Genomic DNA, 25,013 nt, shown 5'->3' with positions numbered 1-25,013 from the left:
GAACCGCCCGATGAATTGCACTTATTGACAACCCCCTAATAATTTAAGCACCATGAATATTGTAATCGTAGGAGGAGGATTTGCCGGGGTGAACCTGGCGCTGGACCTTGCAAAAAGCAAGAAATTTGAGGTAACGCTGGTCGACAAGAACAATTACAACTTCTTCCCGCCGCTGATATACCAGGTCGCTACGGCCTTCCTGGAACCATCGAGTATTAGTTACCCGTTCAGAAAACTTTTTTCAGGAAAAGAAAATATTCACTTCCGGATGGGGGAGTTGCAAAAGGTGGTTCCGGGGGAGAATAAAATCATCCTCCACAACGGCGAGCTATCGTACGATTTCCTGGTCTTCGCAACTGGCGCAGAAACGAATTTCTTCGGAATGGAAAATGTGAAGCGGAACGCGACACCGATGAAGACCGTCGAGGATGCGATCAGTATGCGGAACAAGCTGCTGATGCAAATGGAACAAGCCACCCTAAGTACCGATCCTGCGGAGATCAAAAAGCTGCTCACGGTGGTAATTGCGGGCGGCGGGCCAACGGGCGTGGAAATTTCCGGTATGTTTGCCGAAATGCGAAACGGCATTCTCCGCAGGGAATACCCGGAACTGGCCGGAAAAGGCAGTGAAATATACCTGGTCGACGGCAGCGAGGCGTTGCTCTCGCCCATGAGCAAGGCATCGCAGGAGGATACCTATAAAGACCTCAGTAAACTCGGCGTGAAAATCCGCCTCAATACTCACGTGTCCGATTTCGTCGACGACAAGGTTTACTTTTCGGAAGGCGACAGCATCGAGGCGAAAACGCTCATCTGGGCAGCAGGAGTTACCGGCCGGGTGTTCGAAGGCATACCGCCGGAAGCTTACGGGCGCGGGCGCAGGCTGCTGGTAGATGCGTACAACAAAGTAAACAGTACCTACAATATTTATGCAATCGGCGACTGCTGCCTGCAAAGTACCGACGAAGGCTTCCCAACCGGGCATCCGCAGGTAGCGCAGGTGGCGATCCAGCAAGGCAAGAACCTGGCCCGCAACTTCGAACGGATCGCTGAGCACCGGCCATTGCATGCATTTAAATACAATGACAAAGGCTCGATGGCCATTATCGGCCGTGCCAAAGCAGTAGTAGACCTGCCCTCGCCCAAATGGCATTTCAAGGGCGTGATCGCATGGCTGGCGTGGCTTTTCATACACCTTATTGCGCTTATCAACCATCGTAACCGTATCAAAACGCTGTACAACTGGATGGTTGCCTATTTCACCAAAGATCAGTCCCTGCGAATGATCATCAAGCCCTCGGTAACGCAGGAAAAGGTCGAATCGGTTTAATGGAACCGTAATTCGACGTTTATCGTTGGCAGTTTGACAAAAAACACTGAATTTTAGTAACTGAAAGCCATCAGCGCATTCATTCAGTGTGCAAAAAACCAAATAATGGAACCGATCACTATTGATGTAACTCAAAACGCACCATACGGTCTCCAGAAACTTGACTCATCCATTTCTTTCAGGAGCTTTATCAGCTTTCTGGAAAGTAAAAGCGATCAGGAAGAAACGGTCAAAAAGACATTTTTCTCGCTGGTTCTCGACAAGCTGAAAGCCAATCCGGCTTTCAGCAAGGATATTCCGCTGTCAGAAGTCAACAACTATAAGGAAGAACTGAGTTTGATCTATGGCATGCTTATGCCACCTATCGCCAACGAAAAGGAAGTTTTCTGGGCGTTGAGTGTTCCCGTCAGTCCCGTGGTATTCTACGGCACTTCGGGCTTTTACAGCCTGCTCTTTCAGCAGGATGGCAATATCAGGTGCGACCTCATCGAGGACCGGGGCGTCAACTACAAGCAGAAATTGCAGATGCTTTATTCCTTCATTCTGGAAAAGCTCTACCATTTTCCCCCGTTGCACCACCCCGACATGATCATTACTTTGATGGACGACGCCTCGGGCCTGCAAAAGTATTACCGGGCGCACATCGACAATCGTTTTTGTGAAGTATATGCCAAAGGCAGTCTCCCCGAGCTTGATCTGGACACCTTGCGCTTCGATTTGCAGGAGAATTTTGATGTCAATGTGTTTTCAACCCTGCTGCCGCATAGCCTGTTTCATTTCGAAGGCTTTTCGGTAATCACGCTCACCGACGTTACGGCCGAGCACGCCGTCGAAAGTATCAAAAATACGATCCTCGACCGTGCGTCCTATGATCCCAAAACGTATTTCAACCACGTAGCAGGCGCATTGAAAATGTTGGTCGAAAACCCCGGTATCGACTTTGGCCTGATGGCAGTTCTGCGGGTCAATAACAAACTGGTGTTCGACCGGAGCTCTATCCTTTTCAGCAAGCTGATGAGCGCTGCGACCGAGAATGACGTCGCCGAGCAAACCTACCTGGATATGGCAACGCAGTACTTCGAGGCACCGAAAACGCTGCTATTGCGCAACCTGGGTATGGAAGACCCGAAAAAGCAGGACTTCATCCGCATTCTCCGGAACGACGGTGTGGAGGCGTATGCACTGCTTCCTGTTTACCATGATAAGCAAGTGGTAGGGGTCCTGGAAGTGTATTCCAAAGAGCAGAAATCGATCGATGAACGCCTGCTAGCAAAGCTGGATATCGCGCTGCCGTGGATCGCGCAGATGATGACGAACTACATCGATGAGTTCAATTTGCAGATCGATAATGTGATCCGCGACAAATTTACCTCCTTGCAGCCTGCCGTACAATGGCGGTTCCGCGAAACGGCCTGGCACTACCTCCGCGACAAGGCCCTTAACCCGCAAAGTGCTGAAATCGAAGGAATCCAGTTCAGGAACGTATTTCCGCTTTACGGCGCGATCGACATCCGGAACTCCACACTTGAAAGAAATGCAGCACTCAGGGAAGATCTCCGTCTTCAATTCAATGTATTGATAGAAACCTTTACTGTCCTTAAACAAAAACTCGGGTTCGGGCTGGCCGACGAGATGATCTTCAAATGCCGGAAATGGATTGCGGACATCACCGACGAAAGCACCGATAACGACGAAATGAAGATCCGGGACTTCCTCGAAAACGAGGCGCACCCGTTTTTGGAACATTTCAAAGAAGAAAGTCTGAAAATGTTCGGCTCAGGAGTAATGGATCCCGGAGAGCTGGTTCTGAGGAACCGCATCGACCAGTATTTCGAGATGATCGATGAGGATCATGGCTCGGCATTTGCCAACCGCCGTGAGCTTGAAGCGTCGATGCAGGCGATCAACTCGTCGGTTAACCTCTACCTCGATCTTTTCAGGAACGAAATACAGCAATCGTATCCGTGCTATTTCGAAAAATTCCGCACGGACGGTATAGAATACGATATTTACATTGGCCAGTCCATTGAACCGGAAAAGCGTTTCAGCGAACTTTACCTGAAAAACATTCGTCTGTGGCAGCTGACGACCATGGCTGCCATCGCGCGGATCACGCATTCGCTGATCCCGCAACTTGAAAAGCCGCTTGAAACCACCCAGCTGATTTTCATCAACTCGGGTAGCATCGATATCAGTTTCCGCGACGACGAGCGGCGGTTCGATGTAGAAGGCGCCTATAACATCCGGTACCAGGTGATCAAGAAACGGATCGACAAGGTACATGTGAAAGGTACCGGCGAACGGCTTACCCAGCCGGGCAAGATTGCATTGGTGTATTTCAACAGTAAATCCGCCGAAGAATATGTAGGCTATGTCCGGTATTTACAAGAAAAAAATACTTTATTGGATGACCTGGAATTCTTCGATCTGGAAGACTTGCAGGGAGTTACGGGCCTCAAAGCGCTCCGTGTGGGCGTGAACCTGGAATCGGACTGGAATTAACGAAGCATTATAACTGAATGTTCTATGAACTATAACCATCGGCTCGACAAGGTTAAGCATCATGTCCACCATTTTTTCGGCACGAAGGCGCTCGCGCAACTCAGTTACCACAACCTCGTTCACACCGAGTCTGTGGTGGCCAATGCCGTCAAGATCGCCAATCATTACCGGTTGGAGGACAAAGAGACTTTCATTGTCGTGACGGCCGCGTGGTTTCATGATACGGGTTACAGCACCGGTGAGGCGGAAGGGCACGAGAAGCGGGGCGCCGAAATGGCCGCTGAATTTCTGCGCTCTGAGGAGGTGGACGAGGAAGTGATTTCCGAGGTACAGGGCTGCATTCTGGCGACCGTCTGGCCGCAAAATCCGGCTAATTTCCTCGAACAGGTAGTTTGCGACGCCGATCTGTTCCATTTAGGTACACCGGAATTCGGGGATTGGAACAAGCTCGTCAGAAAAGAAGCCGAGCAGCGCCTTGGCAGGAAGATCGACAAGACGGATTGGCGCAGAAGCACGATCAGACTCCTTGAAAACCACGAGTACCAGACCGACTACTGCCGCGACCTGCTCGATAAGCAGAAGAAAAAGAACCTTGAAAAGCTCAAACAAAAGCTCGTTGAAGACTCCCTTGAAGCGTCGGAGGAAAGTGCCGTAGTGGAGGATGCCGGACCAGCAGCCAGCGAAGCGCCCCTCTTGCCAGCCATCAAGCATAAAGAAGAAAACAAGCACAGGGACGAAAAACCATTCATTCCCGAAATAGCCGAAGGTAAAAAGAAAAAGGACGACCGGCCGGACAAGGGTATCGAAACCATGTTCCGGATCAGTTCCAACAACCACCAGCGCCTGAGCGACATGGCCGACAACAAGGCGCATATTATGATCACCACCACGTCGATCATTATTTCGGTGCTCCTGAGCGTGCTTGTTCGCAAGCTCGAAGACAACGCGTACCTCATCCTCCCGACTATGATGCTGCTCACCGTTTGCATGGTGACCATGGTATTCTCGATCCTTTCTACTCGCCCGACGATCCCCCGCGGTACATTCACACAGCATGATATCGATGCAAAAAGCGTGAACCTGCTATTTTTCGGGAATTTCTACCGGATGTCGTTCGATGAGTATTCCAAAGGCATGCAGACGATGATGAACGACCGCGAGTTTCTGTATGGAAGTCTTACGAAAGATGTTTATTCACAGGGAGTTGTGCTCGGGAGGAAGTACCGCCTGCTGCGTGTTGGTTACAATGTATTCATGTTTGGAATTGTCATTTCTGTGATCGCGTTTGTGATCGCCTCCATTCTCTTCGAACACTGATCCGCCGTCTTTATGGGAGCGTTCCGCTATTTTAACCGGGATATCAGCTGGCTTTCCTTCAACGAAAGAGTGTTGACGGAAGCCGCGAACGAAGCCGTCCCGCTGATGGAACGGATCCGGTTTCTATCGATCTATTCCTCCAATCTCGATGAGTTTTACCGGGTGCGGATGCCATACCTGCAAAAGAATGCCATGCAGGACGCCACCAGCAGCGCTTTTCTGGAAGCGGAGGCGACGGTGAACCGGCAGCAGGAAGAATTCGGCCGCATTCTGGGTAAGTCCGTCATTCCGGCATTGGCCCGGTTGGGTTTTCATTTTTTGTATAAAGAAGCTATTTCCGAACAGATTGCCGCATTTGCCCGCCGCTATTTTTATACGCAAATAGCAGGTTTTTTGCAGCCGGTTTATCTGAACGACAAGACTTCCTTTTTTCCCGAAAATAACCAGATTTACATTGTCGTGGTGCTGCAACTGCCCGGCGACAAGGAGAAAATTGCCCTGGTAAATATCCCCGTGCCGCAGCTCGACAGGTTTGTAAAAATCAGGCAGCCCGACGGCGAGTACATTATTTTCCTGGAAGACCTGATCCGCTGCAATCTGGCAGTCCTTTTCCCGGATGCGACCGATATTAAAGCATTCAATATTAAAGTAACGCGTGATGCCGAGCTGGATTTGCTCGACGAAGAAGGCGAAAATATGGCCGAACAGGTCGAAAAGCAGTTGAGCAAACGCGATTTCGGCTTCGCTACCCGGTTCCTTTATGAGCCCGGCTTGTCGTTGCGGCATTTGCAATACATTGTGAATGTTTTTGATCTGAAAAAGGCGTCGCTTGTAGAAGGCGGGCGCTATCATAATCTGAAAGACCTTTCATCGCTACCGGTAGCCTCTCCGGCGATCTCCTATCCCGCCTGGCCGGCCGCGCAGCATCTGGAAGGTTTTGAAGAACCGGAAACATTATTCGAGGCATTGACCCGCCGCGATCTGATGGTCCACGCGCCGTACCAGACCTACGATACCATTCTCCGCTTTTTCAACGAAGCAGCCATCGACCGCTCCGTGCAGGAGATTTATACGACGATGTACCGCGTTGCGCACGACTCGAAGATCGCTCACGCGCTGATTACCGCCTCCCAAAATGGCAAGAAGGTGACAGTACTCGTGGAGCTGAAAGCGCGGTTCGATGAGGCGAACAATATTCGCTGGGCGAAGAAAATGAAGTCGGCGGGGGTTAAGATCATCCACAGTGTGAATGCATTGAAAGTCCATGCGAAGCTTGCGCTTGTGAAGCGTAGACACGAAACGCATTCTTACCTGGGCTTGCTCGCGACCGGTAATCTCAACGAAGGCACCGCCCGTTTTTATACCGACCACATTCTGCTGACCGCGCACCCGGGCATGTTGAAAGAAACCGAGCAGTTGTTTGGTTTTTTGAGTAAAAAGAAAAAACCGGAGAAGATAGACGTGCTGCGCTTCGAGCATTTGCTGGTAGCGCAATTTAATCTTCAAAATCGCTTTATTGAGCTGATCGACCGGGAGATTGATCATGCTAAAAACGGCCTACCCGCGGGCATTACCATTAAGCTGAACAACCTGGAAGAAGAAGTACTGATCAACAAACTATACGAGGCTTCGAACGCGGGCATTACCGTGAACCTGATCGTGCGGAGCATTTGCAGGCTCGTGCCAGGCATTCCGGGACAGAGTGAAAACATCCGTATCAAGCGCATTGTAGATCGCTACCTCGAACACGGGCGCGTTTTTGTTTTCCATAATAATGGCCGGCCGGAGGTATTCATGGGCTCCGCCGATTGGATGAACCGTAATATTTACCGCCGGATCGAGGTCTGTTTCCCGATCTACCACGAAGATTTGAAAAAACAACTCATCGACATCCTCAGGCTGCAATGGGACGACACCGTGCAGGCCGTCTGGATCGACGACAAGCTGCGTAATGCGCCCGTTACCACACTCCCAGGGGGCGTGCGGTCGCAGGAGGCGATTTACCAATACCTGACGGGAACGGTCGAGAACTTAAAAAAGACATTCTGATGAAAAACCAATATAGATCTATACTGCTGGCCGTTTTGTTGCTGGGCTTGCTGGCAGCCGGTTGCAACTCCGCGCAGAAGGAAACGGAAATTTTCCGCGAGTACGATTTAAACAAGCCGGAGAAGTTCAACCTGCCCGAAAGTCTGTTCGAAGTATCAGGTATCGCATTCGACAAGGGGCAAAGCGATACGGTCTACGCCATTCAGGACGAGGACGGCAAGCTGTTCAGGCTTGCGTGGGAGGTACCGAAGCAGCAGCATTCAAAATTCAGCAAAAAAGGAGATTATGAGGATGTTTCGATCATCAACGACCGCGCCTACATCCTGAAAAGCAATGGTACCATCTACACATTCCCGATGGCGGAGGCGGTTTTCGAGGAGCCGGAGGGCGTAGCAGAGGTGAAAGGTATTTTACCCAAAGGTGAATATGAAGGAATGTACGGTGATGAAGGTACCGGCGAGCTGTTTGTCATTTGTAAGAACTGCGCGGGTGACGATTCCAAGAACAGCGTTTCGGGCTACATTTTGAAAACCGGACCGGATTCGGTGATCGCGGAATCCGGCAAGTTTGCGATCAATGTCGACGAAATCAAGGCCATTACCGGGAAGGTAGCGCGCGGTTTCCGGCCGTCGGGCATTGCGCGGAATCCGATCACGAAGGAATGGTACATTATCTCGGCGGTGAACAAGCTGGTGGTGGTAACCGACCGCCAATGGAAAGTGAAGGGCGCACACCACCTGAACAGCAACATGTTTATCCAGCCGGAAGGCATTGCATTCGATAATGCGGGTAACCTTTACATTTCCAATGAGGGCGACGACCTTTTCAGTGGAAATGTGCTCAAATTCAGAAAATCGGGCCACTAGGGCCTTAGCCGACATCCTATGAATCGATATTTACTCCGTTTACTCGTGTTGGGAACAGTTCTGGCAGGCATATCGTCCTGCGCGAGCTATAAAACCCGTTTTTCAAAAGAAGGTGCGCAATGGCAATCGGCTTCACCCGATCCTGCATTGGAGCTGAGACATACCATGTACCTGGTAGGCGACGCGGGCAACGATTCGCCCGAAAACCGCGCCCCGGTTTTGGAATACCTCAAAACCAAACTCGGTGTCGAATCCAAAAACAGTTCTGTATTGTTTTTAGGGGATAATATCTACGAATCGGGCATGCCGCCGTCGGAGGACTCCGCCGCGCGCAAGTTGGCCGAATTTCGCATTAACTCACAACTCGAAACGCTCGACAATTTCAAAGGGCATCCGATTTTCCTGCCTGGTAACCACGACTGGCGGGGCTGGGGCGTGAAAGGATTAAAGCGTCAGGAGAAATACATTCAAAAATACATCAACGAGCGCCGCGGCAAAAAGGATAAGGAGGAATACGAAGATTACTTCCTCCCATTGAATGGCTGCTCGGGCCCTGAAGTGGTGGAATTGAACGACAATGTGGTCGTCATCATCGCCGATTCGCAATGGTGGCTTACCGACTGGGACCGCGACCAGAAGATCAACGACGGCTGCGAGATCAGGAACCGTGAGCAGTTCCGGTTTGTGTGGGAGAATGTGGTACGTAAATACCGCAACAAGAACGTCGTGATCGCCATGCACCATCCGCCCTACACATACGGGCCACACGGGGGCAGGTTCACCATCAAGCAACATATTTTCCCGCTGACGGAGCTGAACCCGAACCTCTACATTCCGCTGCCGGTATTGGGTAGCCTCAGCGCATTGTTCCGGGCGACGATCGGCTCTCGGCAGGATGTGGCCAACAAGCATTACAAGGACCTTCGCACAGCCGTGCTCGCGGGGGCGAAAAAAAACGGCAAATTCATATTCGCCAGCGGACATGAACATGCATTGCAGTTTATCGAGAATGATGGACAGGAATTTATCGTAAGTGGCAGCGGCTCTAAAAACAGTCCGGTAAGCCTCGGGAAAGGTTCTATGTTTGCATCTCCCAGACTCGGGTTTTCCACATTAAGTTTCTACGCGGGTGGTGAAACCTGGGCCAAATTCTGGGAAGTTACCCCCGACGGTAAAGATGCCAGACTGGTTTTTCAGCATAAGGTCAAGGACAAGCAGCAGATTGAAATACCGGATTCTACCATCGCATTTACGGAATACAACCAGCATGCCGATTCGACAACGAAATTCATCGTCAGCAACGAGGTCAAGCCGATCGGCAAAGTGCATAAGGCCATGCTCGGCGAGCATTACCGGCCGCTGTACCTGCAACAATACCGCTTTCCGGTGCTGGATCTGGCCGCTTACAAAGGCGGCGTGATACCCATTAAGCAGGGAGGGGGAAATCAGACCAACTCGCTGCGCCTACGCGACGGTGAGGGCAAGGAATATGCCATGCGGGGGCTTACCAAAGACGTAAGCCGCTTCCTGCCGTTTCCGTTCAACCAAATGATTGCCGCACAGTACCTTGTGGAAGATAACTTCTTGTCGACCAACCCGTTTGCACCGCTGAACCTGCCTGCGCTGGCGGGTGCAATCAATGTGTACCATACCAATCCGAAAATGTATTATGTACCAGCCCAGCCAGGCCTGGGAACGTTCAACAGTCTTTTTGGGGGTACGATGAACCTGGTAGAGGAGCGCGCTGACGGGAAAAAATGGAAGGATGCCGATTTCTTCGGTAACCCTGACAAGATCGTGAGCACGCCGGAACTGGTGGAGGAATTGCTGGAAAGCAGTAAGGCCAGGGTTGATGAGCAATGGGCTATTCGTACCCGGTTGCTGGATTTCATCATCGGAGACTGGGACCGCCACGACGACCAATGGGCATGGGCGTCTACAAAACAGAAGGACGGAACCGTATTATACCGCCCTATCCCCCGCGACCGCGACCAGGCATTCTCGCGTTACGACGGTTTCCTGACAAATATCGCACGGCAGACGCTGCCTTTCCTGCGGCAACTGCAAACCTACGGCCCGGAGATCCAGAGCATGAAATGGACGACGTGGAGCGCACGCCTTTTCGACCGCACTTTCCTGAACGAGCTGAGCTGGGAGCAATGGGAGGAGCAGGTTAAATATATTCAGAAGAATCTCACCGATGAGGCTATTGAGGCTTCTTTCAAAGACTGGCCGGCCAAAGCGCGTGAAATGGCATCACCCAAAATGATCGAAGGGCTCAAAGCGCGACGGGCGCACCTGATGGAGATCGCACGGACGCATTATGAGTTTGTGAGCAAGGAAGTGAATGTGATCGGTACCGAGGAGGAGGAGCGGTTTGTGATCGAGCGCATAGACGACGCGCACACACGTGTGACCGTGTACGAGACTGGTAAGGAAGGCCGCATCAAGCACCAGAATTACCAGCGTGTTTTTGAAAATGCCGTCACACATGCCATTAATATCTACGGAAATGGCGACGACGACGAGTTTATCGTCAGAGGCGATGTCCGCAAGGGCATTAAGCTAAGGCTGATTGGCGGGCTGGGCAAGGACGTCTTCGCGGATAGCGCACGGGTGAGCGGCGGCGGGAAGAAGACATTCGTTTATGACGATTTGAAAAACAATACCATTATCCCCGGGCCCGATACGAAGGACAAACGCACGAGCCTTTACCGCTTCAATGTGTACGACCGCCGCAGCGCCGACAGTAACTATGACATTACGTTGCCGCTGCCACTGCTTGGAGCGAACCCCGACGACGGTTTCTTCCTCGGCGGGGCGGTGAATATCACCAAATACGGGTTCAAGAAAGAGCCGTACGCGTCGGTACAAAGCATAGGAGGAAGTTTTGCCGTCAGAACGCAGGGCTTTAAGGTCAATTATACCGGTGATTTTATCAACGCATTCAAAAAATTCGATTTTTACCTCGACAGTTACTACCGTGGCCCCAGGTATGCATTCAATTACGCAGGACTTGGCAACGAAACCGAGCGGCCTGTGGACGACGCCAATTTTTACCGTGTACGGCAGAGCGCATTCTACGTTTATCCGGCGCTTAAAAAACGTTTCGCAGGTCATAATGGCTTCGTTACATTAGGACCGGTGTTTGAAGTGAACGACATTCAGGCAACCGGAAACAGGTATATTACCAGCACAGAGAACGGTTTGCCGGACGACATTTTCAGAACAAAATATTATAGCGGGGCTAAGTTTACTTTCAATTTCAGCAGTGTCGACAATCTGTTTTCACCGCATACAGGAATTCGTTTCAACGCGGCGGTGAACTGGACGACCGACCTGAAAAGCGACCGGAACTTCACCGGTCTTCGTGCGCAATTTGCGTGGTACACCGCGCTCGACCAGAAAGAGAACCTCATCCTGGCAACGCAAGTAGGTACCGGGGTCAATTTCGGAAGCGGATTCCAGTTTTTCCAAATGCCGAATATAGGTGGTAAACTGGGACTGAGAGGCTACCGCACCGAGCGCTTCTACGGTAAAAGCTCCCTCTGGCATGATACCGACCTGCGTCTACGCCTTGGCAGCAGCTACAATCCGACCTTGCCGCTTACCTACGGTATTTTCGGAGGGTTCGACTATGGCCGCGTGTGGCTCGACGGGCAATCGTCCGAAAAATGGCATTACAATTACGGCGGCGGCATCTGGCTTGCCCCGGTCGACGCTTTGACCATCGCTGTCGGCGCATTTATACCTAAGGAGAAAAACGAGGAAAAGCCCCGGATTTCGGTGCAGCTTGGGTTTTGGTTTTAGGCCGACCACTAATACAACGAATCACGCAGGGCCTTGGCACGTTCTTCAAGCCGGCGCGCTGTCGGCAGGCGATCAGACGCCCATTGTTTTAGTTCAAGGTCATTGCCGGAGGTGCCTTCAATCTCTAACATATTTACTGCCCGCTCCTGTAGTGCCACCATCTGGTTAAGATAAAGCGTGTCGAGGCCCGTCCCGGTTTGCATAGCAAGGCTGTCGAGTTGCTGTTGCCGCTCGTCCGAAAGGGTGGTGGGGAGCTGCACTCCTTTTGTACCGGCGATTTTCTGCAACTCCCGCCCGGTCTGCGTGTTGTCGGTCGTCATTTCTTCACCATAATCCTGAATATCCTTCTGGGTCGTACCCGAAGCGGCTACCTGCCCTGCATTCACCTGGAACAGGGCATCGTCGGCAGCGGCCAGGATGAACTGCTTATCAAGCTCGCCGATCACAGCCGGATTGGTATTGTCGTCGTTCTCGCAACTTGTCAGGGTGAAGAGCAGGGGCATTAGCAATAAAAATATGTATCCGCGCATAAACTTCTTGTTTGTTTGGGAACAACGCGGATAATTATTATGCCAGCGAAAAAAAGATTTATAATATCGAGCAGAACAATGCACCTTTTTCCATGGAAGCCGGAATCGATTGAGCAAAGAAAAACGCCCTTAATTGGTATGGAAGAACTTCCTCAATGGTGAAATTCTCAACGGTTTGGTGAACATACGGAAGGATGACGGCCCGCTGATCACCAGCAGCTTCAATTTAAAATCGAATATTTTGTCTGACTTATCCCATCCTCGGCACCCATGCCCGGATTTTATCGGCAAAAATGCATTCGATTGGATTCACTTCGACTGCCGTGAGGCAGTCTGGCACTGTTTTTAAAATCGGGAGCAGATAAAGTTCAGAATGATGACGAATGACGGGCTTAAAATTCTTTTGGTAGACGACGACAAGATCATGTTGTTTCTCCACGATACTTTTCTCAAAAGAAGCGGGGTATTGTGCGATACCGTGCTTTGCTACAACGGGAAGGAAGCATTGGATTACCTGGACACCAACCAGGCAATGGAAACCACATTTCTGGTACTGCTGGATATTAATATGCCCATCATGAACGGCTGGGAGTTTTTGGGAGCGATCCGCGATAAACCTTATCTGCCCAAAGTCCTCATTGTCATGGTAAGTTCAGCCACCGAAGAGAGCGAGAAAGCCCGTGCACTCACTTTCGGACGGGTTATCGACTATCAGCAAAAACCGCTCACTGTTGAAACCTGCCGCCGGATCATCGGGTCGGAACAACTGCGTGAATTTTTCGACAACGTGATACCGGAATAAACCTCTCACCACAACAGTAATTAAATCTGGATCTTGTACCAAAATGCACTGTCTTTACTATTTTTAGGGACAGTTTCGAATTAACGTTCTAAAAAGCTCCTATTTGAAAGATATTTACTATTCCGGATCTTTTGAGCAGCTTTGGCAAGAGGAGGCGGAAATAAAGACCCGGGTGCAAAACTGGCTGTTCTGCATTACGTTCCTGGTTTGCAATCCGTTGTCGTCGATCGCTTTTTTCCTCTCGGGCGACCCGTTTTTTTACACGCTGTTGCCGGCACACGTGCTATCGGGTTTTGTAATTCTGGGCTATATGCTCCTGAATTACAGGAAGGTAATCTCGGGGCAGCAAATGAGCTTTTATACATTTTTGACGCTGATCTGTATTTATGCATTCCTGCTGTCGAGACCTCACCTTTCCTACGTACAATCTTGCCTCAACCTCACGCTCGCGATCATATTCGCCGGGCTGGTCGTGCGCTGGCCTTTGCGTTATGCACTGCTAGTTTCAGGGCTGAGCATGACGCTATACCCGGCATCGATCTATTTTTTTAGCCAGACATCCTTGTCGGTATTTTTCGAACAAGGCGGGGTTTTTGTGATGGTCGCGCATTTTGTGTTCCCTTTTGTAATAAAACTGAACTACAATAAAGATAAACGCGAGTTCTATTTCCGCTACACGCTGCAGCAGCAAAACGATGCTTTGGAACGGCAAAAAACCATTGCCGAACAGGCTACCCGTGCCAAAACTGATTTTCTTTCTATGATGAGCCACGAGATCCGGACACCGCTGAATGGGATCGTAGGGATGGTACATTTAATGATGCAGGAAGAAGAGCACGCCGAAAAGCCCAACGATCTGCTGAAAACCCTGAAATTTTCTGCAGATCATCTTATGGCGGTCGTCAACGACGTGCTGGATTTCAACAAGATCAACTCCAACCACGTGGTGCTCGATCCACAGCCGTTCAACCCGTTCGAATTCTTTGATATACTCAAAAAAACCTTTGATCCAAAGGCCAACGAGAAAGGGATTGCACTTACATTTTCGATTGATCCCGGGCTGCCGGCGCAACTTGTCGCTGATCGCATGCGGCTGAGCCAGGTACTGACCAACCTGGTCCATAATGCTATCAAATTCACTGCAAAGGGTTCTGTCACGCTCGATGTCAGAGAAGCAGCCCGAACCCCCGAGGCCATAACGCTCGATTTTGCCGTAACCGACACCGGAATAGGCATCCCGAAGTCGGAGCAGGGTGGTATCTTTGAGATTTTTACGCAGGTAAGGGCCAGGACGCATTCCGACGGCGTGAGCGGTACGGGGCTCGGGCTGGCTATTTCGAGGGAGCTGATGCGCCTGTTCAACAGCGAAATACACCTGGAAAGTGAGGAAGGGATGGGAGCGAGGTTCTCGTTCCGGTTGTCGCTGCCCTATTCGGAACAACCCCTGGTGCCGCACCAGCCGGTACTAGCCACGGTTGCAAGAGAGATGCCGGATGTAAGGGTGCTCGTGGCCGACGATAATAAAACCAACCTGGTGCTGGCCACGCAGCTTCTGAAACGCAGGAATATTCTCCACGACACGGCTTCGAATGGCCTGGAAGCCTACGAAATGTTCAGTCGGCACCGTTACGACCTTGTGCTGATGGACCTCCGCATGCCGGTTATGGATGGTTTTGAAAGCACGGCGCTCATCCGCGAACTTGACCCGAAAGTACCTATCATCGCGCTTACGGCCTCCGCCTTCGAAAACGAGAAAGAGCGGGCCATGGCGAGCGGCTTCTCCGGGTATTTTATCAAACCTTTCATCCCCCAGGATTTCTACAACTATATCTTTCCTTTTCTCGGAATCGCTGTAAAATAATATTTATCAGGTTTAAAGGATATATCTCTGAGTTCCAACCTCTGCCGTACAACAAATAAAAACATCCGACTGTGCATGACCTCGGGTAGAAAAGCTGGCCCGCAGAGCGCAGATAATTTAGGAAATGCTCGATGCGTTGCCGGAAGGTAATGATTGAATGATTCACTCATTCGTATCTTGCGTTTCTACAAAATCCTAAACCTATGAAACGCAGAAAAGTTATTCAAAGCCTCTCCACATTGCCATTAATCAGTTCGCTATCCGTGGCCAAAGTGACGGGTGAGCAGATTTCCCGGAAGAAAAAGCGGGATATAATTGCCGAGCTGGGCATTCGCTCGTTCATCAATGCAGCCGGAACACTTACCTACATGTCGGGGTGCATTATGCACGACGAAGTTGTGGAAACCATTGAAAGCACTTCCCGGCATTTTTGTATGATCGATGAGGTGCAGGACAAGGTAGGGGAGAAGATCGCGAAACTTGTGCATTCGGAGGCGGCGATGGTGACCTGTGGGGCTTTTTCAGCGATGACGCTCGGCCTGGCGGGCGTACTCACTGGCCTGGATGCGCGTAAGGTAGAGCAATTACCGCATTTGGCAGGAACAGGTATGAAGTCGGAGGTGATTTGCCAGAAATCGCATAACGAGCGTTATAACCACGCTTTTCTCAATACGGGTTGTACTGTGGTAGAAGTAGAGACCCTCGCGGATGTAGAGAGGGCAATCAGTGAAAGAACGGCATTGCTTCACTTCCTGAATATTACGGCCAATGAAGGGCAGATCAAGCACGAGGAGTGGGTGGCACTAGGAAAAAAATACAATATACCGACGTCAATCGACATTGCCGCCGATGTACCGCCTGTATCCAATCTCTGGAAATTCAACGACATGGGCTTCGACCTCGTTTTCATATCGGGCGGGAAGGCGATGCGCGGGCCGCAAAGCGCGGGAATACTCATGGGCCGGAAGGACATTGTGGCTGCCGCACGCCTGAATGCGCCTCCGCGTGGATATACGGTCGCACGGGGGCACAAGGTCAACAAGGAAGAAATACTGGGCATGTATGTGGCGCTCGAAAAGTTTGTTTCCGGCGACCACGACCGCGAATGGAAGGACTGGGAGGCACAGATCGCACGCATTGAAGGTGCCGTCAAAGATCTGCCCGGCATAACGACCAAAGTCACAATCCCAGAATTGGGAAATATCACACCGACTTTGACGATCAGCTGGGACGAAAGTATCGTAAAACTGACCGGGCGCGAGCTGCGCGACAAGCTGCGGTTTGGTAGTCCGTCGATAGAGGCAGGGTTTTCCGGATTGCCGCTATATTATTACCAGGCAGGCTCCGATTCAATTGATCCCGCTATGGAGGAAACTCTTAAAGGGGCGAATCTTATCCGGGTAACAGCCTGGATGTTACAGCCTGGCGAAGACAAGATTGTGGCGCGAAGGATCCGGGAGGAGTTGACTGCGGGCCGCTGACGGCGGAAACGCCACCGCCTCACTCCCTCAGCGCAGCAACCCGCTGGTAGAGCTCTATTACGGTGGTAACTCCGAGTTTTTCGAAGATTCTTGCTTTGTAGGTACTTACCGAACTGCCTGTGATATTTAGAAACGTGGCTATCTCTTTCGTCCATTTACCTTGCAGGAGCAGGTCCATCACTTCCAGCTCCCGTTGTGAAAGCGCAGTGAGCGGATTGCCCTGGCGCGCTCCCGGTATATTGCTGCTGAGGAGGGCATGTTGCACGATTTCGCTCATATAGCGACCGTTGATGAGAACGGCAGCAATGGCGGTGCGGATTTCTTGAGTGGATGAACTTTTAGAAAGAAAACCGTTAGCTCCGGCTTTGAGATAATGCAGCGCATATATTTCCTCATCGATCGCGGAAAACACCATAATTGGTACATCTGGTTGGAGCCGCCGGAATTTTCCGATCATCTGAAAACCTTCGCCCTCGGGTATATTGATGTCGAGGAGAATGAGGTCGAGTTTTTGGACCGACACGACCTGCAGGGCGTCCGGGAAGTTGTCGGCTTCCCATGATGTGAGCACCGGCAGCACATCGCGTATAATGAAAAGGGTTGCCAATCTTACGACGGAGTGATTTTCAACGAGTAGTATGTGTTTCATTAACGAAGCGGGTCAGAATATGTTTCCCAAACGGGAACCGATAGCCGTTCCCGGGCGATAAATTTAGGTTGCCGGTCCCTTTATTTTTGTAGCGCTGGAACAAATATTGCATAGAAAGATTTCTATTGCTATTCAAGAAAAGCTACACGTAATCATCTGTTAATCAAATAATTGTATTTAAAAATAGAATTATTTAGAGCACTGACCGTAACTGTTTAATTTATTTAAGTTACATGTGTAGTAGTTCTTCGGTTACGTTTGATAACACCGTTTAGGCTTCTATATTTGTTTAAGATATACGAAATAGTTCGGGAGTGGAATTGCGCCGATGTGCCGGACTATGAAGAAAGGCTCCTTTTTTTGTTTTCTGTGAATAGGCTAGTAGTTGCTCTGACATTAATTTGCATGCTCTCCTTTTTGGAAAAGACCTTTTCCCAGAAAGGATATACCGTAAAGCACTTTACGGATGATAATGGTATGCCGCAAAATAGCGTCAGGGGTCTCGCTGCGGATGCCGAGGGTTTTGTCTGGATCGCAACCGAAAACGGTCTGGCGCGCTTCGACGGTCTCCGGTTCAATATTTTTGATAAATCGTTCGTCGGCACAACAAGCAACCGTTTTTATATGCTGTCGCCGTCGATGAACCAGACGGGCGCCGGCCGGCCGGGGCAGCAGAAGCCCGGACAGGAGATCTATGCGGCAGCGGATTATAACCAGTTTGTAAAGATCGAGAATGGCGGTGCGAAAGTCGACTCGCTTTACTATAAAAGCAAGATCATGACACTCCCGCATTTCGATGACGGGAATCCCCAAACGCTTATTTCGGTAGGCATTCCTACGTACCTGAAAGAAGTGGCAGGCCCGGTACACTATATTATTCCCGACAGTTACGGTGAAGGGAGATTTTACGTGATAGACAGTGCCTCAGTGCAGTTGTACCACGGAAACCGCAAGTTGGCGCACACAGCGTTCGCGCCGGATAAGTTGTTGCAGTGGTGGAATTATTTTATGCTCGGCGACAAGCTGTATTACAGCAATGAAACCGGTGCCGTGCTCGGTATTACTGCCGAGGGCGTACGTCCGGTTAGCGTGTATGGCGACCTCTTACGCGATAACCGTTACGACAACCGGTTTGAAGGCATGAAGGTTTACTGGAATATTACTTCCGATCAGCTCTTTTTTTACCATCACAAGAAATTGTACATGGTAACGGAGGACAGGAAGCGCGGGTTGACGACCCGGCTGGTGATCGACGGGTACGATCTCGACGAGCATGTGATACAGTCGATATACCGCGATCCGGCGACGGAAACGATCTTTCTTGGAAGCCCGTCCAAGGGTTTGTTTGTATTGACGAGGCAGACATTCGAGGCATTGACGTCCCCGGAAGCCGATGTCGCAAACGTTTATTATGCCACGGTGCCGAAGGGAGACCGGGGCATACTGACGCCGATGGGAGTTGTTTTCAGGAAAGACCCGGTTACCGGTGTGATCGTGACAGAAAAGGTACCGATTTTGCAAGCGTTAAACACCGGTGATAAACGAAGCTTGTTTTATGATAAGGGTGGGCTGCTGTGGATGAAAACGGGAGATCTGCTGTACCAGGTGGATGTGCAGGCCAACCGCATGCTGCGTAAATGGAACCTTCATACGGAAATCAAGCACATTTATCCGGACCAGGACGGAAAAGTCTGGATTGCCACAGGCACCCGGGGGATTTTCGGGCTGGACCTTTCAGAAAAAGACCCGCAGCCGAAGCTGATAAGGGATGCGATCAAGGGAACCTACCTGCATACATTCGGTGAGCAGATGCTGGTGGCGACCACCACCGGGCTCTATGTATTCGACCGGCATTCAGGAGAAGCTCACCTCATCAAGAGCACGGACGGGATTTACATTAAAAGTTTGTATGTAGACAAGGCTGGGCGAATCTGGATGACTGCCAACGGGGAAGGATTGCTGCTTTACGAAAAGAACAAACTGATTCGCTTCCCGCTCGACCGGAACCGCTATCTCGGAAGTCCGCATTGCATTGTTGACGATGGACATGGATATTTTTGGATTCCAACCGACAAAGGACTTTTCCAGATCGCCGTCAAAGACCTTATTGACTATACGCAGGCTCCGTTTGATATATTTTACCTGTATCACGCCAAGGAAGAGGGCTTTCTGACGAATGAATTCAATGGCGGATGCCAGCCCTGCGCCTCCACGCTGAAAGATGGTACTATTTCGCTGCCTTCGCTCAATGGGCTAATCTGGTTCCGGCCGGGGGAGGTGATCAAAAAAGTGCCGTCCGCCAGCATTATGCTGGACAGGATTTTGGTGAACAGACAATGGATAAATGCGTTGGGCGATACGCTGGTTTTGCCGGCAAATCCCGTGCAGGCAAGGTTCTTCTTTTCGACACCTTATTACGGCGATGCCTACAACCTGAACCTTTCCTATGCACTGGCGGATGCCGGTGAGCAGATACAGGCTTCGGACTGGATACCGATCCAGAGTAATGATTTCAGCATTGTATTCTCCAACCTGGGCCACGGCATACATACGCTCCTGGTGCGTAAAGTGAATGGTTTTGGTAGGGGAAACCAGACGATAAGAAAGATTTGTGTGATCGTGCCGCCGCTTTGGTATCAGACCTGGTGGGCAAAAATATTGCTCGTTCTCTCCGTTGCGGGAGGTTTTTACCTGTACAACAGCTTCCGCCTGCGCAATATATCCCGGGAGAAAGTACGGCTGGAAGAGATTGTCGCAAAACGTACGGAAAGCCTTAACCTCGCATTGCACGACGTGGAGGAATCGAAGAACGAGATGAGCCGGCAGTTGCATATGCTGTCGCGGTTGCTTGCCTCGATGACGCACGATATACAGTCGCCGCTGAACTATATCATGCTCACATCCGGTTCGATCCCGGCGATGATCGATAAAGGTGAACTGGCGGTGGTTTCAGAAATAGGGCAGGTGATTTCCAATTCATCGCGGCGAATGAGCGATCTGTTGCGCGGGCTGCTGGATTATATCAAAGTGCATGTGTACGGCAACAGCATTCAGTTCGAGAATGTAGCTTTGAGCCAGCTCGTTGAAAGCAAATATGAGCTGTTTAAAACTGCCAGCGAACAAAAAGGCAACATTTTCCGGAACGAAGTGCCCGCTAACCTGACAGTGCCTTCCGACACCCAGATGCTGGCGATCATGGTCCATAACCTGCTTGATAACGCTGTAAAGTTTACGCATGGCGGCATTATCAGCGTCACTGCGACCGAAAACACAGGCTCAGGCGTAGTCATGCATATTTCCAATTCAGGAGCGGCGATTCCGCTTCATGTCATCGAAATCATCAACACGCCCGACCGCGAGGAAACCGATGATGTTGTAAGGCCATTTGGGCGAAAAACAGGTCTCGGGTTGTTGATTGTCAAGGAGGTGGCGGAGCTGATTGACGTCAGGTTGCATGTTAGCAGTGATGCGGAGCAAACATGCTTTACCCTGCAATTCAACCCGGCTAGAACTGTTTAAGCAGCGAAACCTTTTTGGAAAGTTCGATCGAATCCACGACATCCAGCTTGTTGAAAATCCGGCGCTTGTAGGTACTCACGGTGTTTTCCTTCACATTCATGATGGCGGCAATCTCTTTCGTCCATTTGCCTTCGGTCAGCAGTTGCATAACCCGCATTTCATTGGGGGAAAGACTGGTAATAGGATTCATTACTTTGCCAAAATTGTTGCCCTTGATGGTATTGAGCAGGATTTGCTGCACCTGGTAGCTTACGTATTTACCTTTGCTCATAACCGCTTTCAAGGCAGTTTTGAACTCATCTTGCGACGCCTGTTTGGAAAGAAAGCCGTTTGCACCTGCCTTGATGTAGGGTAGTGCATATACTTGTTCATCGTACCCGGAGTGGATAAGGATGATGATATCGGGCTGTTTACTCCGGATCATATTCATCATTTTGATGTTCTCGCCGCCAGGAATATCAATATCCAGGATCAAAAGGTCAAACTTTTCCTGATCTAGCAAGATCAGACCTTCTGGAAATGTATCACATTGGGTCACTGTGGCCTTGGATTCGGATTCAGAAATCAGGAGTTTCAGGCCCATCCGGATAAGCGGGTGATCTTCGACGATCAATATCTTCATAAACTGTCGGTCAAGAGGTATTGGATTCGTGGGTAATACGCAAATCTAGAAATTTCTTGAAGCCTCGACTTGTAGAAATGTATCTACGCTTGAAACGTTTTAACTCTATAAACGCACTCTTGTATACCTGTTAAATTTGTGCATTAATTAACGTTGAGTATCATCGATATCCCTCCGGCGCCTGTTGGAGGGATATTTTTTTAATCGTTAAATTTAGGCCATGAACGATCAGCAGCGACAATTTATTCTGGCTTTTATGGCATATGCCGCCCAGCGCGACCTTCCGTTAGAAAAGCTTTGCCGTATTTCGGGGATCGACCTGGAAATGCTTACTTCCGGCGGGCCGGTCGAAATAAGCCGTAAGCAGTTCAATGATCTCTGGCTGAATGCCTGTCATCTGAGCAGCGACCCGCTATTTGGGCTGCATTTGGGCGAGTCGCTTCAATTGGCGGCATTAGGAATAGTCGGAGATATTGTCAAGAGCAGCACAACAGTTGGTCAGGGCGTAGAGCAGGCGGTTGCCCTCACGCCGCTGATCACCGATTTGTTTAGCGTGGTTGTGGAGCGCGACATCGACACATTCACACTTCGTTTCATTCCCGACGACCAACATCGTGCTGCGTCGCCTTTTGCATTCGGGCAAATGATCAATTTTTTCTTTGTTTTTACCGTTCACGAGCTCGACGGCCTCATTCTCGCACATATACGACCCCAGCGCGTAGCAATGCCTTTTGCTGAGCAGACTGCCCGGGAGCTCGAACGCATCCTGCGTTGCACGCCGACCCATTCGGAGAACAGCTACGCGATTACATTCGATCGAAAATATTGGGACATGCCCATCCTCACTGCGAACTACGCATTACAGGAAAGCCTCCTCCAAAAGATAAATGCCGGATCGCCCGCCAAATCAGCGAGCAATTCGTGGCAGGATAAAGTGCAGCAATATTTGTGGAAAAACGCTTATCTAGGCATAGTTCCGCTCGAAGAAATGGCAGCCAATTTCAACGTTAGCCCGCGCAGCCTGCAACGAAAGTTGAAGGACGAGCAAGTTACATATCAGGAATTAGCCGACGATGTACGCAAATCGCTCGCACTCCACTATCTCCAAACCGGAGGGTATTACGCCAAGGAAATTTCCTACATGCTGGGATACAACGAGCTAAGCGCGTTCTCCCGGGCATTCAAGCGCTGGACCGGAACGACACCGGCGGGGTATAGGGGAATTTTGAATGATTGAATGACCGAATATTCCTCATTCAATCATTCAGTCATTCAAAACTCATCATTCACGCCCCCAACTCTTATTCGGCAGCGGGCCCATTTCCAGTTCCAGCGTTCCGCCATTTATCAGCTCTTCGTGCGTGAATGTGGGAGTGTTTAGCTCTTTGCCGTTCATTTTGGCGTTTTGGATGTATTTGTTAACCACCGAGCAATTTTTTGCAATTACTTTGAACTCCCTGCCGCCGGGCAGGTCGATCGTCACTTTTTCGAAAACAGGGCTGCCGATGGTGTAAAGCGGAAGGCCTGGCGTGATCGGGTAAAAGCCCATGGATGAGAAGACCACAAATGCCGTCATACCGCCGCCGTCTTCGTCGCCCGGTATCCCGAATATATTGTCTTTGAACCAGACGTCGAGCAGGAAGCGCACGCGTTTCTGCGTTTTCCAGGGAGAATCGGTGAAGTTATAAAGGTATGGAATGTGAAAGCTTGGCTCGTTCCCCATCGAATATTGTCCTACCAACCCCGTCGCATCCGGGAATTTGCCCCAGAACTCGTATTTGCTGCGGCCCAGTCCCTCACGGTAAAGCTGATCGAGGCTGGTTTCGAAATTCTTTTTGCCGCCCATCAGGCTCACAAGGCCGTTCACGTCGTGCTGCACCTGCCATTTGTAAGTCCAGCCGTTGTTTTCGTCATAAAAATCGCGGCCTCCCATTCCGCCATCAAATTTCGGATCGATGGCAATCCATTTGCCGTGGCTGTCTTTGGGGATGAACATCTGCTTTTCGTCGTTCCAAAGATTTTTGTAATTCCTGGCCCGGGCATTGAATTTTTCAAAATCAGCGTTTTTGCCCAGGTCTTTGGCAAGTTGGCCCACCGCCCAGTCGTCATAGGCGCCGCCGAGGGTAACCGCTACTGCCTGACGCTTCTCAAAGCCATCCACGAGTTTGACCGTCTCTTTCTCCCCTGGTTTCAGTGCCGGAAAGAAGCCCTTGGAATGGTAAATGTCGTCGAGCTCGCATTTCGGTCCATTCCGCCATGGAAGCATGGTGGCTTGCTCGGCGTTCTTTTTCATGGCTTCGTACGCCTTGGCAATGTCAAAGTTTTTAAGGCCTTTGCGGTAACCGTCGAGTAATGTGATGGACGAGTGGAAGCCATTCATGCATGCGTGATCGCCGAAAAGCACGGGGAAAGTGGGCAGCCAGCCGCTTTGCTCATACATATTCACAAACGATTGCAGCATATCCTCTTCCTGCGCCGGGTTTAGGATCACGCGCAGTGGGTGGTGCGCCAGGTAAGTGTCCCAGGTCCAGTCATCTACATAAAATGGCCGGTTGCTGGTGTGAATCTTTTTATCATAACCGCTGTAATATTGATTGTCTTCTGAAATATTCACCATCCGCTCATAAGTGCGGTAGAGCGATGAATAAAAGCTGCGTTTTTGCGCTTCGGTACCACCTTCCACGCGGATTTGTCCGATTGTTTCCGACCAGATTTTTTCACCAGCCTTTTTCAGGTCTTCAAACCCTGTATTTTTTACTTCGTTTTCAAAATTTTTCTTCGCTTGTGCTGCGCTCACAAACGAAATAGCATAGCGGAATTCAATGGTGGAGGTATTGTCGGGAAATGTAATGTAGGCTTTTGATACTTTATTTTCACCATTCAGCAAATCGGTTTTACCTGTCTGGCTGAACGTTCCGTAGAGGTAAACGGGAATGTCATCGTGGTAAATTTCACGGGCGATGATTTCTTTTCCGCCGTCAAACTTCCAGCTTGCCTCTCCGTTGTTGTATTGGTCGAAAAGGATACTTTTGTGGCCGTTTTTAGGAAATTCAAAACGGTAAATCCCTGCTTTTTTACCGGGGACAAATTCTACTTTTACTTCATCGTCAATCAGATAAGTTGAATAATAATGGGGCCGGAGCACTTCCAGGTCGTGGTCGTAGGCCATTTTGTGTTTCCACGAGGCCGCGCTAACCGGCAGGATGCTAGGGCGTAGGGCAAATGCCTGACCAAGCCGGTGCGATACGATAATGGCCGGGAAACTGGAAATCTGGTCGTCGAGGTAGTCCTGGCGGACGGGAAACATCCGCATCATCTGGTTGGGCAGCTGCACCGTGGGCCGGGTTGGTTCGAGAAGCTGTCCTACGTTTCCAACGCGAAGGTCAACATATTGCAGGTTGTCTTTTTCAGGATTTTTTTGCGCCGGACTGGTCAGTGAATGCAAGCAAATGGCAAGTATGAACGAGGAGGTTGTGAGTTTTTTAAAAGGTAGGATCATGCTTAATCAAATTTTAATTACGGTTTCGGCGCTTATATTCTGATTGATTTTTGTTTTACAAAGTATAGATAACAGTTTGTTCCGGGCTTTCCTGAAAAAGCAGGCGGGTGTTGGGCGGGTTATTAAAAACCCTGGTTATTGTTTAACTTTAAATTGATATCGTGCAAGTGTTGCTT

Annotated in this window: 15 protein-coding genes; 11 read left to right on the top strand and 4 right to left on the bottom strand. The window is 50.2% G+C overall.

What is annotated here, in order from left to right:
• Positions 1 to 52 precede the first annotated feature (52 nt).
• The 6 genes from ACTJJJ_RS22200 (at position 53) to ACTJJJ_RS22175 (ending at position 11,874) form a co-directional block, all read left to right on the top strand.
• Entirely contained in the window at positions 53 to 1,330 is a 1,278-nt protein-coding gene (locus ACTJJJ_RS22200; RefSeq protein WP_188935733.1) for an NAD(P)/FAD-dependent oxidoreductase, read from the top strand.
• Positions 1,331 to 1,435: 105 nt separating this feature from the next.
• Positions 1,436 to 3,832 carry a GAF domain-containing protein gene (locus tag ACTJJJ_RS22195; RefSeq protein ID WP_188935731.1) on the top strand — a complete coding sequence of 799 codons (2,397 nt, stop codon included), beginning with the start codon at positions 1,436 to 1,438 and terminating at the stop codon, positions 3,830 to 3,832.
• Between the two features lie 24 nt (positions 3,833 to 3,856).
• Positions 3,857 to 5,149 (top strand): Pycsar system effector family protein, encoded by a 1,293-nt coding sequence (locus tag ACTJJJ_RS22190; RefSeq protein ID WP_426295809.1) that lies wholly within the window; start codon positions 3,857 to 3,859, stop codon positions 5,147 to 5,149.
• A gap of 12 nt (positions 5,150 to 5,161) precedes the next feature.
• Entirely contained in the window at positions 5,162 to 7,198 is a 2,037-nt protein-coding gene (gene ppk1 / locus ACTJJJ_RS22185; protein ID WP_426295808.1) for a polyphosphate kinase 1, read from the top strand.
• Positions 7,198 to 8,064 carry an SdiA-regulated domain-containing protein gene (locus ACTJJJ_RS22180; RefSeq protein WP_426295807.1) on the top strand — a complete coding sequence of 289 codons (867 nt, stop codon included), beginning with the start codon at positions 7,198 to 7,200 and terminating at the stop codon, positions 8,062 to 8,064. The genes ppk1 and ACTJJJ_RS22180 overlap by 1 nt, the downstream gene beginning before the upstream one ends.
• A gap of 18 nt (positions 8,065 to 8,082) precedes the next feature.
• A complete protein-coding gene (locus tag ACTJJJ_RS22175; protein WP_440703063.1) occupies positions 8,083 to 11,874 on the top strand; it encodes a metallophosphoesterase in 3,792 nt (1,263 codons plus the stop codon).
• An 8-nt stretch (positions 11,875 to 11,882) separates the two neighbouring features.
• Here the strand turns inward: ACTJJJ_RS22175 and ACTJJJ_RS22170 are convergent, their stop codons facing one another.
• A complete protein-coding gene (locus ACTJJJ_RS22170) occupies positions 11,883 to 12,404 on the bottom strand; it encodes a DUF4142 domain-containing protein (RefSeq protein ID WP_440703062.1) in 522 nt (173 codons plus the stop codon).
• Between the two features lie 373 nt (positions 12,405 to 12,777).
• Between ACTJJJ_RS22170 and ACTJJJ_RS22165 the strand changes: the two genes are divergently transcribed.
• The 3 genes from ACTJJJ_RS22165 (at position 12,778) to ACTJJJ_RS22155 (ending at position 16,548) form a co-directional block, all read left to right on the top strand.
• Positions 12,778 to 13,206 carry a response regulator gene (locus ACTJJJ_RS22165; protein WP_440703061.1) on the top strand — a complete coding sequence of 143 codons (429 nt, stop codon included), beginning with the start codon at positions 12,778 to 12,780 and terminating at the stop codon, positions 13,204 to 13,206.
• Positions 13,207 to 13,309: 103 nt separating this feature from the next.
• The gene (locus ACTJJJ_RS22160) at positions 13,310 to 15,067 is read left to right on the top strand and encodes a response regulator (protein ID WP_426295804.1); all 1,758 of its coding nucleotides are present in this window, start codon (positions 13,310 to 13,312) and stop codon (positions 15,065 to 15,067) included.
• Positions 15,068 to 15,270: 203 nt separating this feature from the next.
• Positions 15,271 to 16,548, top strand: a complete 1,278-nt coding sequence (locus ACTJJJ_RS22155) for an aminotransferase class V-fold PLP-dependent enzyme (protein ID WP_440703060.1) — start codon at positions 15,271 to 15,273, stop codon at positions 16,546 to 16,548.
• Positions 16,549 to 16,567: 19 nt separating this feature from the next.
• On the opposite strand, the gene ACTJJJ_RS22150 is transcribed toward ACTJJJ_RS22155, so the two are convergent.
• A complete protein-coding gene (locus ACTJJJ_RS22150; protein ID WP_440703059.1) occupies positions 16,568 to 17,197 on the bottom strand; it encodes a response regulator in 630 nt (209 codons plus the stop codon).
• A gap of 405 nt (positions 17,198 to 17,602) precedes the next feature.
• On the opposite strand from ACTJJJ_RS22150, the gene ACTJJJ_RS22145 reads away from it, so the two are divergent.
• Positions 17,603 to 20,716 (top strand): ATP-binding protein, encoded by a 3,114-nt coding sequence (locus tag ACTJJJ_RS22145; RefSeq protein WP_440703058.1) that lies wholly within the window; start codon positions 17,603 to 17,605, stop codon positions 20,714 to 20,716.
• Here ACTJJJ_RS22145 and ACTJJJ_RS22140 read toward each other — a convergent pair.
• Positions 20,703 to 21,338, bottom strand: a complete 636-nt coding sequence (locus tag ACTJJJ_RS22140; RefSeq protein ID WP_440703057.1) for a response regulator transcription factor — start codon at positions 21,336 to 21,338, stop codon at positions 20,703 to 20,705. The genes ACTJJJ_RS22145 and ACTJJJ_RS22140 overlap by 14 nt on opposite strands.
• Positions 21,339 to 21,558: 220 nt before the next feature.
• On the opposite strand from ACTJJJ_RS22140, the gene ACTJJJ_RS22135 reads away from it, so the two are divergent.
• Positions 21,559 to 22,575 carry an AraC family transcriptional regulator gene (locus tag ACTJJJ_RS22135; RefSeq protein WP_188935709.1) on the top strand — a complete coding sequence of 339 codons (1,017 nt, stop codon included), beginning with the start codon at positions 21,559 to 21,561 and terminating at the stop codon, positions 22,573 to 22,575.
• A gap of 45 nt (positions 22,576 to 22,620) precedes the next feature.
• On the opposite strand, the gene ACTJJJ_RS22130 is transcribed toward ACTJJJ_RS22135, so the two are convergent.
• Complete coding sequence (locus ACTJJJ_RS22130) at positions 22,621 to 24,837, bottom strand: GH92 family glycosyl hydrolase (RefSeq protein WP_440703056.1); 2,217 nt, start codon at positions 24,835 to 24,837, stop codon at positions 22,621 to 22,623.
• Positions 24,838 to 25,013 lie beyond the last annotated feature (176 nt).

This window comes from Dyadobacter sp. 22481, assembly GCF_052044875.1.
GTDB classification, from domain to species: Bacteria; Bacteroidota; Bacteroidia; order Cytophagales; family Spirosomataceae; genus Dyadobacter; species Dyadobacter endophyticus.
The sequence above is the reverse complement of the archived record's forward strand: the minus strand, read 5'-3'. Positions and strand labels throughout refer to the sequence as shown.

Bases quoted from the DNA above. Each gene is read 5' to 3' on its own strand.
- ACTJJJ_RS22200 (WP_188935733.1), top strand. From the start codon at position 53: ATGAATATTGTAATCGTAGGAGGAGGATTTGCCGGGGTGAACCTGGCG.
- ACTJJJ_RS22195 (WP_188935731.1), top strand. From the start codon at position 1,436: ATGGAACCGATCACTATTGATGTAACTCAAAACGCACCATACGGTCTC.
- ACTJJJ_RS22190 (WP_426295809.1), top strand. From the start codon at position 3,857: ATGAACTATAACCATCGGCTCGACAAGGTTAAGCATCATGTCCACCAT.
- ppk1 (WP_426295808.1), top strand. From the start codon at position 5,162: ATGGGAGCGTTCCGCTATTTTAACCGGGATATCAGCTGGCTTTCCTTC.
- ACTJJJ_RS22180 (WP_426295807.1), top strand. From the start codon at position 7,198: ATGAAAAACCAATATAGATCTATACTGCTGGCCGTTTTGTTGCTGGGC.
- ACTJJJ_RS22175 (WP_440703063.1), top strand. From the start codon at position 8,083: ATGAATCGATATTTACTCCGTTTACTCGTGTTGGGAACAGTTCTGGCA.
- ACTJJJ_RS22170 (WP_440703062.1), bottom strand. From the start codon at position 12,404: ATGCGCGGATACATATTTTTATTGCTAATGCCCCTGCTCTTCACCCTG.
- ACTJJJ_RS22165 (WP_440703061.1), top strand. From the start codon at position 12,778: ATGATGACGAATGACGGGCTTAAAATTCTTTTGGTAGACGACGACAAG.
- ACTJJJ_RS22155 (WP_440703060.1), top strand. From the start codon at position 15,271: ATGAAACGCAGAAAAGTTATTCAAAGCCTCTCCACATTGCCATTAATC.
- ACTJJJ_RS22150 (WP_440703059.1), bottom strand. From the start codon at position 17,197: ATGAAACACATACTACTCGTTGAAAATCACTCCGTCGTAAGATTGGCA.
- ACTJJJ_RS22145 (WP_440703058.1), top strand. From the start codon at position 17,603: ATGCTCTCCTTTTTGGAAAAGACCTTTTCCCAGAAAGGATATACCGTA.
- ACTJJJ_RS22140 (WP_440703057.1), bottom strand. From the start codon at position 21,338: ATGAAGATATTGATCGTCGAAGATCACCCGCTTATCCGGATGGGCCTG.
- ACTJJJ_RS22135 (WP_188935709.1), top strand. From the start codon at position 21,559: ATGAACGATCAGCAGCGACAATTTATTCTGGCTTTTATGGCATATGCC.
- ACTJJJ_RS22130 (WP_440703056.1), bottom strand. From the start codon at position 24,837: ATGATCCTACCTTTTAAAAAACTCACAACCTCCTCGTTCATACTTGCC.